This is a genomic window from Duganella rhizosphaerae, from assembly GCF_040364205.1.
Lineage (GTDB): Bacteria > Pseudomonadota > Gammaproteobacteria > Burkholderiales > Burkholderiaceae_D > Rugamonas > Rugamonas rhizosphaerae.
Genome location: NZ_BPWK01000003.1, coordinates 480,128 through 497,036 on the forward strand (window position 1 = coordinate 480,128; position 16,909 = coordinate 497,036).

At 66.9% G+C, this 16,909-nt stretch carries 16 protein-coding genes; 9 read left to right on the top strand and 7 right to left on the bottom strand.

The window, feature by feature from the left end:
• The first annotated feature begins 451 nt into the window (after positions 1-451).
• The 3 genes from yjgA to RUGAMON1_RS09455 are packed head-to-tail and all read left to right on the top strand — an operon-like array spanning position 452 to position 2,323.
• Positions 452-1,048 carry a ribosome biogenesis factor YjgA gene (gene yjgA / locus RUGAMON1_RS09445; RefSeq protein WP_445230260.1) on the top strand — a complete coding sequence of 199 codons (597 nt, stop codon included), beginning with the start codon at positions 452-454 and terminating at the stop codon, positions 1,046-1,048.
• On the top strand, positions 1,038-1,646 hold the full coding sequence (gene mog, locus RUGAMON1_RS09450; protein WP_445230261.1) for a molybdopterin adenylyltransferase: 609 nt from the start codon (positions 1,038-1,040) through the stop codon (positions 1,644-1,646). The genes yjgA and mog overlap by 11 nt, the downstream gene beginning before the upstream one ends.
• Positions 1,647-1,654: 8 nt before the next feature.
• Positions 1,655-2,323: an alpha/beta hydrolase gene (locus tag RUGAMON1_RS09455; RefSeq protein ID WP_445230262.1), complete on the top strand. Its 669-nt coding sequence runs from the start codon at positions 1,655-1,657 to the stop codon at positions 2,321-2,323.
• On the opposite strand, the gene RUGAMON1_RS09460 is transcribed toward RUGAMON1_RS09455, so the two are convergent.
• Together RUGAMON1_RS09460 and RUGAMON1_RS09465 are read right to left on the bottom strand one after the other, a co-directional pair.
• Positions 2,320-3,321, bottom strand: coding sequence for a serine hydrolase domain-containing protein (locus RUGAMON1_RS09460; protein ID WP_445230263.1), 1,002 nt, complete (start codon positions 3,319-3,321; stop codon positions 2,320-2,322). The genes RUGAMON1_RS09455 and RUGAMON1_RS09460 overlap by 4 nt on opposite strands.
• 22 nt (positions 3,322-3,343) lie before the next feature.
• A complete protein-coding gene (locus RUGAMON1_RS09465; protein WP_445230264.1) occupies positions 3,344-3,898 on the bottom strand; it encodes a carboxymuconolactone decarboxylase family protein in 555 nt (184 codons plus the stop codon).
• 176 nt (positions 3,899-4,074) lie between these two features.
• Here RUGAMON1_RS09465 and RUGAMON1_RS09470 point away from each other — a divergent pair, with 176 nt between their 5' ends.
• The gene (locus RUGAMON1_RS09470; RefSeq protein WP_445230265.1) at positions 4,075-5,628 is read left to right on the top strand and encodes a hypothetical protein; all 1,554 of its coding nucleotides are present in this window, start codon (positions 4,075-4,077) and stop codon (positions 5,626-5,628) included.
• A 97-nt stretch (positions 5,629-5,725) separates the two neighbouring features.
• Positions 5,726-7,057: an aspartate aminotransferase family protein gene (locus RUGAMON1_RS09475; protein ID WP_445230266.1), complete on the top strand. Its 1,332-nt coding sequence runs from the start codon at positions 5,726-5,728 to the stop codon at positions 7,055-7,057.
• A 67-nt stretch (positions 7,058-7,124) separates the two neighbouring features.
• On the opposite strand, the gene RUGAMON1_RS09480 is transcribed toward RUGAMON1_RS09475, so the two are convergent.
• Genes RUGAMON1_RS09480 through RUGAMON1_RS09495 form a run of 4 tightly spaced genes read right to left on the bottom strand, consistent with a single transcriptional unit; the run spans position 7,125 to position 11,689 of the window.
• Positions 7,125-7,976 (bottom strand): fumarylacetoacetate hydrolase family protein, encoded by an 852-nt coding sequence (locus RUGAMON1_RS09480; RefSeq protein ID WP_445230267.1) that lies wholly within the window; start codon positions 7,974-7,976, stop codon positions 7,125-7,127.
• A 52-nt stretch (positions 7,977-8,028) separates the two neighbouring features.
• A complete protein-coding gene (locus RUGAMON1_RS09485; RefSeq protein WP_445230268.1) occupies positions 8,029-8,853 on the bottom strand; it encodes a 2OG-Fe(II) oxygenase in 825 nt (274 codons plus the stop codon).
• A gap of 53 nt (positions 8,854-8,906) precedes the next feature.
• Complete coding sequence (locus RUGAMON1_RS09490) at positions 8,907-10,199, bottom strand: MFS transporter (protein WP_445230269.1); 1,293 nt, start codon at positions 10,197-10,199, stop codon at positions 8,907-8,909.
• An 8-nt stretch (positions 10,200-10,207) separates the two neighbouring features.
• Positions 10,208-11,689, bottom strand: a complete 1,482-nt coding sequence (locus tag RUGAMON1_RS09495; protein WP_445230270.1) for a KamA family radical SAM protein — start codon at positions 11,687-11,689, stop codon at positions 10,208-10,210.
• Between the two features lie 231 nt (positions 11,690-11,920).
• Here RUGAMON1_RS09495 and RUGAMON1_RS09500 point away from each other — a divergent pair, with 231 nt between their 5' ends.
• Both RUGAMON1_RS09500 and RUGAMON1_RS09505 read left to right on the top strand, forming a co-directional pair.
• Complete coding sequence (locus RUGAMON1_RS09500; protein ID WP_445230271.1) at positions 11,921-12,385, top strand: cache domain-containing protein; 465 nt, start codon at positions 11,921-11,923, stop codon at positions 12,383-12,385.
• A 15-nt stretch (positions 12,386-12,400) separates the two neighbouring features.
• A complete protein-coding gene (locus RUGAMON1_RS09505; RefSeq protein ID WP_445230272.1) occupies positions 12,401-14,059 on the top strand; it encodes a methyl-accepting chemotaxis protein in 1,659 nt (552 codons plus the stop codon).
• Here the strand turns inward: RUGAMON1_RS09505 and RUGAMON1_RS09510 are convergent.
• Positions 13,964-14,533: a DNA-3-methyladenine glycosylase gene (locus RUGAMON1_RS09510; RefSeq protein WP_445230273.1), complete on the bottom strand. Its 570-nt coding sequence runs from the start codon at positions 14,531-14,533 to the stop codon at positions 13,964-13,966. The two genes, RUGAMON1_RS09505 and RUGAMON1_RS09510, sit on opposite strands and share 96 nt — an antisense overlap.
• 245 nt (positions 14,534-14,778) lie before the next feature.
• Here RUGAMON1_RS09510 and RUGAMON1_RS09515 point away from each other — a divergent pair, with 245 nt between their 5' ends.
• On the top strand, positions 14,779-15,645 hold the full coding sequence (locus RUGAMON1_RS09515) for an HDOD domain-containing protein (protein WP_445230274.1): 867 nt from the start codon (positions 14,779-14,781) through the stop codon (positions 15,643-15,645).
• Positions 15,646-15,661: 16 nt separating this feature from the next.
• Positions 15,662-16,879, top strand: a complete 1,218-nt coding sequence (locus tag RUGAMON1_RS09520; RefSeq protein ID WP_445230275.1) for a DUF2863 family protein — start codon at positions 15,662-15,664, stop codon at positions 16,877-16,879.
• Positions 16,880-16,909 lie beyond the last annotated feature (30 nt).

Consider the following 16,909-nt stretch of genomic DNA (forward strand, 5'->3'; position numbering starts at 1 on the left):
AGTTCTACGTCGCATGACAAGGCATCACAGAGCTTTGCACTCTGCGCGACTACACAATTGGAAACAGGTCAGTGTTGACCAACGCTGATTTCGTCGGATAAGAGGAAATCTACAATCAATCGGTAGAATTTTACGATTGACGCTCATGCGCCACACTTTCCTCACCTTGTGAGTGAAATCCAGGGCGAGCGATGGCAAACTACGAAATTCCATGTAGTTTCATCATCTGATCCGGATCTGTATCGGTAAAGTGTCTGTACAATGGCAGTAGCTGCCACCCTGCTGCTAAGTCATTGATAAGCCAATGATTTTTAGCCGCATTCCAAAAGGCTTGGATATCTAACGGGGCCTAGCTCCCCCCAGAGCGACTCGATGTCGCACTAAAACAGGTATCATAGCAGTCGTTTACAGTTTACAGGTGCGGCCACGTGCCGAACCGAAAGTTAATATTATGGTAAATCCCAACCGCGGAGCCGTCGGCTTCAGCTCCACCGAATTCGAACAAGAATACGAACGCCCGTCCAAAACCGAGCTTAAACGCCAGTCCGACGCCCTGCAGAAGATGGGCGAAACCCTGGTCGAAGCCCCGCGCGACCGCGTCAAGCGCGTGCCGATGCCGGAGGACGTGCTCGATGCCATCCTGGCCTGCCAGCAGATCACCAACCACGAGGGCCGCCGCCGCCAGATGCAGTACGTCGGCAAGAAGATGCGCACCCTCGACGAGGCCGAAGTGGCCGTGATCCAGCAAACCATCGACAGCTGGAAAGGCGCCTCCAAATCGGAGACGGCCGCCATGCACGCGCTGGAACGCCGCCGCGACAAGCTGCTGGTCGACGACAAGGCGCTGACCGTGCTGCTGGAAGAGAACCCGGAACTGGACGTGCAGCACCTGCGCACCCTGATCCGCAACGCCCGCAAGGAACAGGCCGAGAACAAGCCGCCGAAAGCCTACCGCGAAATCTTCCAGATCCTCAAGCAGATCGAGTCCAAGAAGGGCAAGGCCGCCGCCGAGACCGACGACGAAGACAGCGAGTCCGATGACGAGTAATGCAGACCCCCTGGTGATCGGCCTGGTGTCGGTCTCCGACCGCGCCAGCGGCGGGGTCTACCAGGACCTGGGCCTGCCGGCCCTGCAAGACTGGCTGGCGCGCGCCCTGACCACTCCCTACCGTGTTGAAACCCGCCTGATCGCCGACGAACGCGCGCAGATCGAAGCCACGCTGACCGAACTGGTCGACGTCGCCCGCTGCCACCTGGTGCTGACCACCGGCGGCACCGGCCCGGCGCGGCGCGATGTCACGCCCGAAGCGACTTTATCCATCGGCACCAGGGAAATGCCCGGCTTCGGTGAGCAAATGCGCCAGATCAGCCTGCACTTCGTGCCGACCGCGATCCTGTCGCGCCAGACCGCCGTGATCCGCGAAACCGCCGACCATGCCGCGCTGGTGCTGAACCTGCCCGGCCAGCCCAAGGCCATCGCCGAAACGCTGGGCGGCCTGAAGGACGCCGCCGGCGCCGTGCTGGTGGGCGGCATCTTCGCCGCCGTGCCCTACTGCGTCGACCTGATCGGCGGTCCCTACATGGAAACCGACCCGGCCGTGTGCAAGGCCTTCCGCCCCAAATCCGCGCTACGCCCCCAACCCTGAGGACGCCCATGAGCACCCTGCTGCAAACCATCGAAAAAGAAACCGGCGCCAACCCGAGCGTGGCCATCATCTGGATGCACGGCCTGGGCGCCGACGCCAACGACTTCGTGCCCATGCTGCACGAGCTCGACCTGCGCGGCCTGCCGGCCATCCGCTTCATCTTCCCCAACGCCGACACCATGCCGGTGACCATCAACAACGGCTACGTGATGCGCGCCTGGTACGACATCGTCGCCAGCGACCTGGGCCGCCAGGAAGACGAAGCCGGCCTGCGCGCCTCGCAAGCCAAGGTCGAGGCGCTGATCGAACGTGAAAAAGCGCGCGGCATCCCGGCCGAGCGCATCATCCTGGCCGGCTTCTCGCAGGGCTGCGCGATGACCTTGCAAACCGGCATGCGCCTGCAGGAAAAGCTGGCCGGCCTGATGTGTTTGTCGGGCTACGTGCCGATCGCCGCCAAGGCCGCCGCCGAGCACACCGCCGCCAGCCTGGCCACGCCGATCTTCATGGTGCACGGCCGCATGGACCCGGTGATCCCGGTGGCCCGCGCCGAACAGTCGCGCGACCTGCTCAAGCAACTGGGCTACAGCGTCGAATGGCACGACTACGCGATGCAGCACTCGCTGTGCCAGGAAGAAGTGGACCACATCAGCGCCTGGCTGAAAAAAGTCCTGGCCTAAGCCAGCGCCGCCGCCACCAGCTGTTCCAGTTCCGGCTGCGCGCGGTCGGAATTGGCCAGCTGGATCACCGACATGCGCAACTGCGGCAGGCGCAGCACCAGCGTATTGAAGCCCCACAGGCAGCCGCCATGGAACACCACGTCGTGTTCCTGGCGCCGCCCCCACTCCAGCCCGAAACGGTAGTCCGGCACCGTACCATCGGCCAGCGGCGACGGCTGCAGCATCGCCTGCAGCAAGCTGTCCGGCTGCGCCCACTGCCGGTGCCATGCGCGCTCCCACAACACCAGTTCCCGCGTGCTGGCGTAAACGCCGCCGTCGCCCACCGTATTGGCATTGCCCAGGTGCTGCTTGTAGCCGCCCGGCCGTTGCGCATCGGCTTCGTAGCTGCTGACCCGGTGCGGCAGCACGTTCTGGCGGTCGTCGTCAAAGCCCATGCGGGTGATCCCGAGCGGCAGCAGCAGCGTCTCGCGCAGAAAGCGCGCGGCCGGCATGCCGCTCAGGCGCTCGACCAGCGCCGCCAGCAGGATGTAATTGCTGTTGCTGTAGCGGTGCCCGGCGCCGCCGTCGACCGTGTCCATGCGGGCGATGACGCGCAGGATGTCCGCGTTGTTGAAATAGTCCGCCTCGTGCCGGTGCGGCTGGCAGCGCAGGAACTGGAAGTAATCAGGAATGCCGCTGCTGTGATTGAGCAGGCTGCGCAGGGCGAACGGCTGCTCGAAGCCGGCCAGCTCCGGCAGCAGCGCGCACACGTCGTCATCCAGCCCCACCTTCCCGGCGCGCACCAGCGCCAGCACCGCCGCCGCCGTGAACTGCTTGGACTCCGACGCCAGGTAATACGCCGATTGCGCCGACAACGGCACCGCCAGCTCCAGCGACGCCAGGCCGTGATGCAGCTCGAACGCCACCTCGCCGTCGCGCAGCACCACCGCGCTGAAGCCCGGCCCGTCGGCGGGCAAGCTCGCTTGCAGCCGCAAAAAATGTGCGCTCAGTTGTTTCATGCTGCTCCATTCCGCTTGATCGTCAATCCGGCAGCGGCGCGGCCGGTGACGCCGGCACCGCCGTCTGCGCCGCGTTCATCACCATCGCCAGGAAGGTGTAGTAGCCGTTGATGCCCATCAGGTCGACCACCCCGTGTTCGCCGAAGGCCGCCAGCGCCGCCGCGTAGGTCGCGTCGTCGACCCGCTGCCGCTGGTGCAACTGGATGCAGAAATCATGCACCAGCGCCTCGTCGGCCGCCATGCCGTCAGGCCGCCGGCGCGCCGCCACTGCCGTAATCACCTCGTCCGAAATGCCGCACTGGCGCGCGATCGGCTCGTGGATCGCCCACTCCACCTGCTGGCTCCACTGGCGCGCCGTCACCAGGATCGCCAGCTCCGTCAGCCGCGTGCCGATCGCGCTGCGGTAGCGCAGGTACTCGCCCATGCGCTGCGCCGCCGCCATCAGCTCCGGGCTGCGGATCAGCGGCACGAACGGCCCGTACAAGGCCCCGCGCGGCCCGTCGATCACGGCCTGCGCCGCCACCTGCTGGGCCGCGCTTAGTTTTTCGAATCCGATCGGAGGAAGTCGGTCGTTCATGGAGATCTCTTCAATGTTGTTGTGCTTCGATGATATCCCAGCCCAGGTTGATGCCGAAATTTAAATAATTATTTTTTAGCAAGCATCAGGTTATCATTGTGACCCGCATTGCTACGGCCGCCCGCATCTGAGCGGTGGTCGGGAACGCCGATGCGGCATCACACTGAAAGACACCCATGACTTACTTCCCTTTCATCCGCAGGGCGGACCGGATATTGCCTATCTGCGCGTTCGCGCTGCCGCTGGCACTGCCCCTGTCGGCGCAGGCTTCGATCAGCCTGAGCGCAAAGAGCAACGACACCACCACGGTGACTTATCAAGTGACCTACAGCGGCTCGCCCACCACGCGTCAACTGTTCCTGGACATCGACCACAATGCCGCCACCGGCTACCCGACAGGCGGCATCGGCGGGGATTTTCAAGTCAACGACAGCGTGCTGTCCCGTTACACCGGACAGCCAAGCAACCCCTGGCAGTGGAGTCAAGTGGGAAAGGTCAGCTATAGCAATCAGGACAATCCGGATGGCACGCACACCGCGACCTGGGTGATTGCGCGCTCGGTACTGGGGGCGCCTGCCTCGCTGAATATCGTGGCTCGGGTGGTGTATAACCCCACGACAGTGGCGCCAACGGCGGCGGTCACGCACACCATGAACAACAACAACCCCGTGCTGGCGCGCGATCCGCTCAAACAGCCATTTGCCAGCAGCAGTATCTGGAACCGCTCGATAGGCACCGGCGCGGTCTATGTCCCTGCCAATTTGCCGGGCAATCCGGGAACCACCACCAATACGTCGGTACCGTCGGTAGACAATGAAATGATCGTGCTGCGGCCCACGGCGCCGCTGCAAGCGGTGCGTTACAGCGCCGCCGCATGGACCGGCCGGGATCGGTGTACCGCCGACAGCACCTGGCCTAGCTGGATACCCGGCGGGCTGGTGACGACGGTGCCGATGCCCGACAACTTTGTCGTTCCCAACAGCGGTGGCAATAACACCGCCACTTTCCTGATGCAAGACAACCGTACCGTGGTCCAGGCACAACCCATGGCGCGCTGTGTCGCTGGCGACTATGCTACCGCCAGCGTCGCCGTGGATCCCGTGGACCTGTACGGGCCAGGCATCATAGGAGCTCACGGGGGTTCCGGCCTGTCCTCTTTCGGCGGATCGATCCGGGTCGGCGAACTGACTCCCCACAGCACCCAAGGGCCGCGCCATGCGCTCAAACTCAACCTGGACGCCAAACAGTTCCTGTTCCGTTGCGGTCAAACCACTGCGAGCGATTGCTATCGCTGGCCAGCCACCAAAGCCGATAGCTATGCCATGGAGAAGTATGGCACGCTGGGCCCGGGAACCAACCTCGCCATGCGCATGGGCGCCTTGCTGGCGATTCCGACTTCGGTGAATATCGACACCCTGGGTTTGAGCGACCTGGGCCATCAGATCGCCTGGACACTGCAGAACTATGGCGTCTATATTGTCGACGACACGGGCGGCCCGGGATATGACTTGTCCGTTCAGAGCGGCCCGGACGGTTCAGTGCTGGAACAGGTGCAAAACGACTTCAAAACTCCGTTCAGGGTCACTGCGGCAAACAACACCCCGTGGTCGAACGATTTCCAGAAGCTGATGACGCTGCTGCAGGTGGTCGACAACAACACCAGCGTCGCCGGTCCAGCCGGCGGCGGCGTCCCACTGCAAGCGCCGCTGCCTGATTTGCCAGCGTTGTAAAGCGCAAATTATTCGCTCATGGCGAGGCATAGATCAACAGGCCGCGAACCGATCGCGGCTATCGTCTGCTCTTCGTCACCCTGACCGAAAGGACGCCATGAGCCACATCATCCACCGCAACCTGCGCCGCGCGCCGCCGCTGGCCGTCAGCGCCGCCGGCCTGACCGTGCGCGACAGCCAGGGCCGCAGCTACATCGACGCCAGCGGCGGCGCCGCCGTCTCCTCGCTGGGCCACGCCCATCCCGACGTGCTGGCCGCCATGCACGCCCAGATCGACCGCAACGCCTACGCCCACACCGCCTTCTTCAGCTGCGACGCCGCCGAGGAACTGGCGGCCCGGCTGGCCAACGACGCTCCCGGCGACCTCGATCACGTCTACCTGGTGTCGGGCGGCTCGGAAGCGATGGAGACCGCCCTCAAGCTGGCGCGCCAGTTCTGGGTCGAAGCGGGCCAGCCGCAGCGCGGCATGTTCATCGCTCGCCGCCAGAGCTACCACGGCAACACGCTGGGCGCGCTGGCCATCGGCGGCAACGAGTGGCGCCGCCGCCCGTTCGAATCGATGCTGATGGCGGTGCCGCGCGTCGCCCCCTGCTATGAATACCGCGACCGCGCCGACGGCCAGAGCACCGAAGAGTACACCGCCGCCCTGCTGGCCGAAGTGGAGGCGACCATCCTGGAGCACGGCCCGCAGCACATCATCGGCTTCGTGGCCGAGACGGTGGTCGGCGCCACTTCCGGCGCCGTGCCGCCCACGCCCGGCTACTTCCGCGGCGTGCGCAAGCTGTGCGACAAGTACGGCATCCTGCTGATCCTCGATGAAGTCATGTGCGGCATGGGCCGCACCGGCACGCTGTACGCGTTTGAACAGGAAGGCGTGCTGCCGGACCTGGTGGTGCTGGGCAAAGGCCTGGGCGCCGGCTACCAGCCGATCGGCGCGGTGCTGGCGCGCCAGCACGTGGTGAAGCGGCTGCGCGAGGGCAGCGGCGCCTTCCAGCACGGCCACACCTACATGGGCCACCCGGTGGCCGCCGCCGCCGCGCTGGCGGTGCAGAAGGTGATACAGAGGGATTGTCTGCTGGGCGCCGTCACGGTGCGCGGCGCCGCCTTCCGCCGCATGCTGCGCGAGGCCTTCGGCAACCATCCGCACGTGGGCGACATCCGCGGCCGCGGCATGCTGCTGGCATTGGAACTGGTGCGGGACCGCGACAGCAAGGAACCCTTCGATCCGGCCTGCCAGCTGCACGCGGCGGTCAAGGAGCAGGCCATGGCGCGGGGATTGATGGTGTATCCGATGGGTGGCACCATCGACGGCCGGCGCGGCGACCATATCCTGCTGGCGCCGCCGTTCATCGCCACCGAGGCCGAGCTGGCGGAGATCACCAGCCGGCTGGCCGACGCCCTGGCGCGGGCGCTGGCCAGCGCCACCTGAACCCCACCACCGAAGAGGGGTCAGACCCCGTACGGGGTCTGACCCCGCGACTGGCCGCAGTGCGGGGTTAGCGCGCGGTCCAGGCGACGACGTCCTGCTGCTGCTCGCCCAGGCCGGCGATACCCAGCCGCAGGACGTCGCCTTTCTTGAGGAAACGCTGCGGCTTACGGCCCTGGCCCACGCCCGGCGGCGTGCCGGTGGCGATCACGTCGCCCGGCTCCAGCGTCATGAACTTCGACAGGTAGCTGACGATCTGCGCCACCGAGAAGATCATGGTGTCGGTGCAGCCGGTTTGCATGCGCTTGCCGTTCAGTTCCAGGTACAGGTCCAGCTTCTGCACGTCGTAGATGTCTTCCTGCGTCACCAGCCACGGGCCGACCGGGCCGAAGGTGTCGCAGCCCTTGCCCTTGTCCCATTGCGGGCCGCGCTCCAGCTGGAACGAACGCTCCGACAGGTCGTTGACCACGCAATAACCGGCCACGTACTTCAGTGCATCCTCTTCGCTGACGTACTGCGCGCGCGTGCCGATCACCACGCCCAGCTCCACTTCCCAGTCGGTCTTCTTCGAGCCTTGCGGCAGCATGACGGGATCGTCCGGGCCGGACAGGCAGGAAATCGCCTTCATGAAGACGATCGGCTCCTTCGGGATCGGCATGCCCGCTTCGGCCGCGTGGTCCGAATAATTGAGCCCGATGCCGATGAATTTGCCGACGCGCGCCACCGGCACGCCGTAGCGCGGATTGCCGCGCACCAGCGGCAGCGAAGCTTGCGGGATCTTTTCCAGCTTGCGCAGCGCCTTCGGCGCCAGCTGCGCCGCGTCGATGTCGGCGATCACGCCGGACAGGTCGCGCAGCTTGCCTTCGTCATCGATCAGGCCTGGTTTCTCTTTGCCGGGACGGCCGTAACGAACGAGTCTCATGGGGGTTCCTAGGTTAAAAACAGGGGCAATGTCTATGCCGATGCCCGCCATTCTAACCGTAGCGCCCCTGCCTCAGCCATTTGTTGGCGATGATCTTGGTGCCGCTGACCACCGGCGCGCCGCCGTGCAGGGTCTGCTTGTCCGGCTGGTGGTTGACGTCCGTGTTGAGGAACCACAGCGCGTTGCCCTTCTTCGGATAGACCTCCAGCCCCAGGCCGGGGAACACCGTGCCGCCGCCCTGCTCCACGTCGCTCAGGTACAGGATGAAGGTGGCCAGCCGCTGGCCGCCGCGCGCCAGGTGGCTGCGATGGCCGCTGCTGTCCGGGTCCAGCCAGTCGTAGTGCGGCCGGTATTCCTGCGTCACGCCGTACTTCTGAAGCTGGAACGGCTCGCTGCACTCGGGCGGCCAGTGCGCCAGCGCCGCCAGCCGCTGCTCGATGCGCTCGGCCACCTCGGCCTCGCCGCGCTGGATGAAGGCCATCTCGCTGGTGCGGCCCTCGTGCACCACGCTGGCGCCGTCGGCCTCGCCGGTCACGGTGGAGCGGGTGTAGCGCGTGCCGCAGTGGGCGATGATGGCGTCGCATTCCTCGTCGCTGAGCACATTCCCTAGCAGGATGATCTGCGGCTGCTTCAGCACGAACAGCACCTCCACCTCCCGGTCCGGCGCGGCGACCAGGTTGCGTTCCAGGTCGATGTAGGGCATCTGCTGCGGCGCCACGAACACGCTCGCCACCGGCGCCGGCGCGTGGTCGGCCGCCGCGCGCAGCGCCAGCGCCTCGTCGATGGCGGCGCGCGCCACCGCCATGCTGTGCTGGCCGGAGGCCACCATGCTGTTGGCCATGTCCAGCGGATTGCAGGCGCGCGCCAGGTTTTCCATGATCCATTCCTGCCATGCGGCCGGCAGTGAGACAAAGACAGTAGGTGCAGTAGTCATCGTGCGATCGGAGGGCTGGTTGCCGGGCTGCCGGATTGGTGGTCGATTTTACCGGATTGCGCGCCCGCACCCCAGCGCCGGCGCGCGAATAACAACAGTCCGCGCAGTTGCAACAACACCAGCACTCCGAACGCCACCTGGTAGGCCTGCGCCGGATAGTGATGCAAAAAGTCCGGCCGCCAGCAGCCGACCACCAGCCCGAAGCCCGCCTGCACCGCGAACGCGCCCAGGAAGATCAACAGGTTCAGGCAGGTGGCGCCGCGCCCCGTCAGCGTGGCCGGCAGGCTTTGCGCGACGATCGCATACTCGATGCCGGTCACCGTGCCCACCAGCGTAAAGACCACCGACAGCAGCTGGTAGCTGGGCGCCCAGTTGCACACAAAGCCCAGCTGCACCGCGATGAACAGCGCCACCCCGGCCGCCGCCACGCTGATCGGCGCCACGCCGCGCCGCCCGGCCCACTCGGTGATCATGCCGACCGCGATGGCGCCGAAGATCACCGCCGCCATGCCCAGGTACAGCAGGTAGGCCACCGCCGCCTCGGAGTAGCCGGCGACGTCGCTCAGCCAGCGGCTGATCCACAAGCCCTGGATGCCGAAGAACACCATGTGCGGCACCAGCACCAGCTGCGCCACCTCGCGGAAGGCCGGATGCCTGAGCACCTCGCGCAGCACCGCCAGGCCGGCCGGCTTGGCCGCCGCCGACGACGACGTGGCGGCAAGCGGCGGCGCGGCCGGCGCCACCAGCCGTATCAGCAGCGCCAGCGCGGCGGCGGCGGCGGCCAGGCCGACGAACAGGCCGCGCCAGTCGGTGTAGTGCAGCGCCAGCCGCACCGGCAAGGTGGCCGACGCCGCGCCCAGCCCGCCGGCCGCGATCAGGTAGCCCTGCACCGACGGCAGCCGCGCCGGCGCCACCCAGGTCGACACCGCCTTCACCGCCGACATGAAGCAGCCGCCCAATCCCAGCCCGATCAGCGCGCGCGCCGCCAGCAGCTGGGAGAAATCGCGGCCGCCGGAGAAGGCCAGCGCGCCCAGCGCCGCCAGCAGCAGCATCGGCGGCTGCACCCGCGCCGGGCCCCAGCGGTCCAGCGCCATGCCGACCGGCAGCTGCGCCAGCGCGAACGCCAGGAAGAAGGCGCTGGTCAGCAGGCCGAGCTGGGCCGGGCTCAGCGCCAGCGCCGCCATCAGCTGCGGCGCCAGCGTGGCGTTGACGGTGCGGATCAGGCTCGACAGATAGTGGCCCAGCGCGAACGGCAGGAACACCAGCACGAACACCGCGCGGCCGGACATGGCGCCGCCTACGCCGGACCGTGCGCGCCGCAGCCGGCCGCGCTGGCGACCGCCGCGCTCCCACCAGCACTGCGCTGCGCCTCGTCCTGGCGCGCAGTGATCAGCGGGATCACCTTGCGCTGGCCCGGCGGCTCGGCGCCGTATTCGCTGCGGCTGCCGCCCTCCTCCTCGAAGAAGAACTTGTCCTTGCCGAAGGCCGGCTTCAGCTCGTCCATCCAGGTCGCCTTCGGGTCGAATTTGGCGTAGAACGGCTTGCGCACCCAGTCGGCATTGCGGGCCTGCAGGAACTGCAGGGCGAACACCTTCTCGCCGCCGATGTTGGCGATGCCGTCGATCACCACCTTGCCGGGGAAGGCGCTCATCGACGGCCCGCGCACCGTGCGCGACAGCCCCGACACCATCTGGTAGGCCTGCTGGAAGATCTCGTGCGCGCGCGCCAGCGGCAGCTGGAAATACTCGCGCGGCCCGGTGTCGCGCTCGACGAACATATAGTAGGGGATGGCCCCCAGCCGCACGCCGGTCTGCCACAGCTCGGCCCAGCTGTGTGGGTCTTCGTTGATGTGGCGGATCAGCGGCCCCTGCATGCGCAGGGTGGCGCCGGTGCCGACGATGCGCTTGACCGCCTGCTGGGCGATCTCCGGACGCAGCTCCACCGCGTGGTTGTAGTGGCCCATGATGGCCATGTTCTTGCCGCTGCCGACCACCCGCTCGAACAGGCGCAGCAGGTCGTCGGCGTCGCGGTCGGTGACGAAGCGCTGCGGCCAGTACGCCACCGACTTGGTGCCGATGCGGATGTTCTGGATATGCGCCAGGTCCGGCGCCAGCAGCGGTTCGATATACGCCTCCAGCGAGCGGGTGTTCATGATCAGCGGATCGCCGCCGGTGATCAGCACGTCGGTCACCTCGGGATGCAGGCGCAGGTAGTCGGCCAGCTGGTGCGATTCCTTGGCGTCGAACTTCATGTCGTCCATGCCGACGAACTGCGGCCAGCGGAAGCAGAAGGTGCAGTAGGCGTGGCAGGTCTGGCCGGCGCTGGGGAAGAACAGCACCGTCTCCTTGTACTTGTGCTGCAGGCCCTTGAGCGGGGCGTCGTTCACGCGCGGCACGTTGTGCGTCATCTGCCCGGCCGGATGGGGGTTCATGCGCAGGCGGATGCGCCGCACCAGCTCGGTCAGCGCCTGCTGGTTGGCGCGGCCCAGCACCAGCTCGCGCAGCTGCGCGTAGTCGTCCGGCGCCAGCATGTCGCGGTGCGGGAAGGTCAGGCGGAAGATCGGATCGTCCGGGATGTTGCTCCAGTCGATCAGGTGGTCCAGCACGTACTCGTTGGTGCGGAACGGCAGCACGTGCGACACCACCTGCACCGCCTCCTGCAAATCGGGAGTCAGCCACTCCCATTGGCGGGAATGGGGGATGGTCTGGCGGATGAAGGGCTTGAACTTGGGCGCCTGGGCGGCGGCGCTGTTCCAGGAGGCTATCGGAGTCGAGATCATCGCAGGTTCCTATCGCAATAAAAGGGGGGCGGAAACTGCATGCTAGGCCGCCCGCCGGAATTGCGATTGCCGTAAATCAACTGACGCATGGAAATATATTTTTCCTTGACGGGGGACGCGTGCAAAATTTCCACACGGCCAGACTTTGCGGCATCGCAATTCCCGCCCTGCGCGCCGGCGTAAAGTTCATGGGGGCAAGCCTCCCCGCCCCCACCACCACAAGGAACCGCCATGAAACAGACCGCCATGCTGGCCGCGATTGCCGCGATTGTCGTCGCTCTGCCGCACGCCCCGGCCTTCGCCGCCGAGCCCACCGAAAAAGACGCCGTCGCCATCGTCGAGAAGGGCGCCGCCTTCCTCAAGGCCCACGGCAAGGACGAATTGATCAAGAAAGTGGCGGCCAAGGACCCCGACTTCGTGCAGGGTTCGCTGTACGTCGACCTGCGCGACCTCAACAGCGGCATCGTGCTGGCGCACCCGTTCAATCCCTCCATCGTCGGCAAGGACCTGACCGACGTGCCCGACGCCAGCGGCAAGAAATACCGCCGCGAGATCATCGAGCTGGCCGCCAAGAAAGGCCACGGCTGGGTCGACTACCAGTACAAGAATCCCGGCAGCGGCAAGATCGAACCCAAGACCACCTACATCCTGCGCGTCGGCGACATCGTGCTGGAAGCGGGCATCTACAAAAAATAGCGGCGGGAGAGCACCATGCTGAGCAAACTGCGTATCGGTCCCAAACTGCTGCTGGCGCCCGGCCTGGTGCTGTTGCTGCTGATCGTCACGGCGGCCGCCGCCTACTACGGCATGGTGCGCCAGAACGCCTCGCTGGAAAACCTGGTGCAGGTGCGCGCGGCCCGCCTCAAGACCGCCGCCGACGTCACCGGCGAAACCCGCTACGCCCACGCCCACATCTACCAGCTGCTGGCCTGGGTCAACGGCAGTTTTTCCCAGACCCGGCTGGACGCGCTGGCCAGGCAGATCACGGCCGGCCACGCCGCCATCGAGACCCGGCTGCGCCAGCTGGACGCGCTGGCGGCGGCCGACCACAACGCCGCCGAACGCAAGATCGTCGAGCAGACGCTGCAATCGCTGGCGGCCTACCGCAAGGCCGTGCGCGACACCATGGAGATGGCCAGCATCGACCAGAGCATCGCCACCAACGCCATGGCCCACGGCGAAAAGCAATTCCTGCTGCTCAACGAACAGCTGGCGCAGCTGTCGGCGCTGGAAAAAAACCTCAGCGAACAGGCCTACGCGCGCGCCCGCGCCGAGTTCCATACCCTCGGCACCAGCATGGCAGTGCTGGTGCTGCTGTCGATCGCGCTGTCGCTGGGAGTGACGATGGCGGTGCGCGGCGCCATGCTGCGCGACATCCGCGCCATCGCCGACGTGGTGGTGGCGCTGGCCGCCGGCCGCCTGGTGGCCGGGCGCGGCGACAACCGCGGCCGCGACGAGATCGCCGACACCGCCCGCATGCTGGACCACACCATGCACAAGCTGACGCAGACGCTGGGCGCCATCATGGCGGCGGTGCAGGCGATCGACTGCGCCTCCCACGAAATCGCCAGTGGCAACCTCGACCTGTCGAGCCGCACCGAGATGCAGGCCGGCTCGCTGGAGGAAACCGCCAGCGCCATGGCCAGCCTGACCAAGGCGGTGCAGGACAACGCCGCCGGCGCCCGGCAAGCCTGCCAGCTGGCGGCCGGCGCCGCCGACCTGGCCCAGCACGGCGGCGCCGCGGTGCGCCAGGCGGTGCAGACCATGGCCTCGATCCGCGCCAGCTCGCGCCAGATCGTCGACATCATCGGCGTGATCGACAGCATCTCCTTCCAGACCAACATCCTGGCGCTGAACGCCGCCGTCGAGGCGGCGCGCGCCGGCGAGCAGGGCCGCGGCTTCGCCGTGGTGGCCAGCGAGGTGCGCACGCTGGCGCACCGCTCGGCCGCCGCCGCCAGGGAAATCAAGGCGCTGATCGCGACCTCGGTGGCCACCATCGACAGCGGCAGCGCCTCGGTGCACCAGGCCGGCGAACGGATGGAAGCCATCGTCGAGTCGGTGCAGCAGGTCAACGAGGTGATCGCCCGCATCAGCCAGGCCAGCGCCGAGCAGGCCCAGGGCATCGCCGAGGTCAACCAGGCGGTCGGTCAGATGGACGACGTGACGCAGCAGAACGCCGCGCTGGTCGAGCAGGCCGCCGCCGCCGCCGCCAGCCTGCAGGAGCAGGCGGTGCAGCTGTCGCAGGCGGTGTCGGTGTTCAAGGTGGAGCCGCCGTCAGCGCATGGGCTTGCTCAAAAAGCGCGAGCCGGCCAGGCCGAAGCGCCACGGCAGCTCCACCGCCTTGCTAATGCCGATGCGCGGGCCGGCTAGCACCTCGGGCGCGGCCGGATCGGGCGCCAGCAGCACGAACGGCGCCGCGTCCAGCGCCAGGTTGTTGTGCGCGCGCGTGACGCCCAGCGCCTGGCACAGCCGCCCCGGCCCGGCGCACAGCAGCCGTTCGTCGTCCAGCCCGCGCCGTTCGCGCATCTGCGCCAGCCCCGCCAGCGGCTCCAGCGCGCGGATCAGCACGCCGGCGCCGTGGCCCTCCTCGCGGCAGACAAAATTCAGGCACCAGTGCAAGCCGTGCGAGCGGTACACATAGCTGCGCCCCGGCGGCCCGAACATGGAAAAGTTGCGCGGCGTCGGGCCGTTGAAACTGTGCGCGGCCGGCTCGCTGCGGTCGTAGGCCTCGGCCTCGACGATGCGCCCGCCGACGCCGTCCACCAGCAAAGTGACGCCGATCAACTGCCGCGCCACCTCGGCCGAGGGCGCGCTGAAATCGATACCTGCCAAATGTTTGTCCATGGTCATATTCTAAATGCCAATCTGGCCCGCCTAGACACAAATCACATAACAAATCATTATCAAATCGCCGCACTTAACAGAAATTAGCGACAAAATATGGCGACCCCGGCAGAAATTCAGGATAAATTCACGCCCGCCGCGCGCGCTTGCGGCGATAATCGGGTTAAGCATGCCCAGCATGAGTGAGCGCTCCTGGTTTATAGTGCTGTATTGCATCGCCCCATCCCGTACTCCTGAAGAACACAATGACGACAGTTGCAGCCCCAGCCATGCCAGTTGAAAACGCGGTGGAAGAAGCGCTGATGCGCTCCATCCGTATTCCGCCACGGCCCAGCCTGCTCGTCGACCTGCAACGCGAGCTGGCCCAGCCCGACCCGTCGCCGCGCCGCATCGCCCGCATCATCGGCAACGACGTCGGCATGTCCGGCGCCCTGCTCAAGCTGGCCAACTCGCCGTTCTTCGGCGCCGCGCGCAAGGCCAAGTCGGTCGAGCAGGGCATCAATTTCCTCGGCATCAACCAGTGCGCGGCGCTGCTGACCGGGTTGCTGGCGCGCCAGGCCATCGACGGCAAGGAAGCCGACCTGAACGCGTTCTGGGAAATCTCGGCGCGCCGCGCCCAGGCCGTGGTGTTCTTCTCGCGCAAGCTGCGCATCGCCCCGCCCGACATCGCCCACACCTTCGGCCTGTTCTGCGACATCGGCGTGCCGCTGCTGATGAACCGCTTCGCCGACTACGCCGACACCTACGCCGACGCCTGCGACGACGCCGAACAAGCCTTCACCGTCATCGAGGACAGCCGCTACAGCACCAACCACGCCGCCATCGGCTGCCTGCTGGCGCGCAACTGGGGGCTGTCGCCGGACGTCTCCTGGGCCATCCTGCTGCACCACGACTACCGCGTGCTGGACGACCCGGCCACCGACGACGCCGTGCGCTCGCTGGTGGCGCTGGCGCTGCTGGCGGAAAAGGGCATCGCCCGCTTCCACGGCAGCAACCTGTCCTATGAGTGGGAAAAAGGCGGCGACCAGGCCTGCCGCCACCTCGGCCTGTCCGAGGACGAAACCGCCGACCTGCTGGACGAACTGCACGAAGCCTTCCACACCGAACGATAAGCGAACCATCCGAAATATGCCCAAGAATAAGCGCCCCGTACCGCGCAAATCCGCGAACTCCCCGGAACTGAAAGACGAACAGCAAACCACCGAATTGTGCGCCCTGGCGCTGGACCTGGCGGACGGCGAGTTCAACCACGACATCGTGGCCGACAGCACCCGCGCCGAACTGGCGCAGAAAGCGCTGGACTTCCAGCGCCTGCTGCGCAAGCTGCTCAACCAGAGCAAGGACGAGGTGCTGTACGGCGCCATCGAGCTGGCGCGCGACGAATCGCGCGACGGCTACCGCTACCTGCGCAACGCCGTCGAGGAAGGCGCCGCCAGCCTGATGCTGCGCCGCGAAGGCGCGCCCGAGATGGAGATCGACGCCTTCGCCATTCCGGTGTTCGTCCACAGCCAGGGCGGCCTCGATCCGGCCTTTGATTTCCAGGACGCCGCCGCCTACGAAGCCCTGCTCGACAGCTTCACCGACGCCGGCCTGGAAAGCCCGAACGCCAGGGTGGTGCTGGTCAGCCACGGCTACGACCTCGACGAATTCGAACGCGTCAGCTACGGCCAGCTGCACACCATGGTGCGCGAGGCGGCGCAGTCGCTGACCGAGAAAAAGATCGCCGCCGCCCCGGCGCTCGAGCGCAGCATGGCGGCCGGCTGGTCGGCCACCGGCTTCGGCGCCGACGACACCGCCGTCGAGCTGCGCTTCCTGCTCGGCTTTGCCATGAAACGCGCCGACGACGCCTTCTACCAGGTGCCGGCCGGCGAAAAGGCGGCCGATGCCTATTTCGCCAAGCGCGCCGAGCGCTACCAGAAATGGACCGAACAGCACGCGCCGCTGGTGGCGCGCTGCCTGGGCCGCGGCCGCGGTGATGGCGCGCTGCGCCTGAACTTCCTGTACCAGGACCTGTTCTTCGGCGCGCGCGAACAGGGCCAGTCCGAATACGCGATGCTGCAGCTGCTGTCCGCGCTCAACCAGGCCATCGCCGGCCGCGCGCCGGCCGAACTGAACGCCGTCATCGCGCCGTCCGACGTCGACGACGAGATGGTGCTGCGGGTCCAGCTGCGCGACGGCGAGGCCGTGCTGGCCAGCGGCGACAAGCCGCTCGACCTCGGCGCCGACCTGGAACTGGAGGTCGACGACCTGCGCGACGCCCTGGCCAGCATCGGCGTCGCCGCGGTGCAGGTGGCGCTGCGTTTCGACGCCGATGGACAGCCGGTGGAGCCGCGCCCGCTGGCTTAAGCCGGCCGCAAATTCCCGTTTGACATCGCC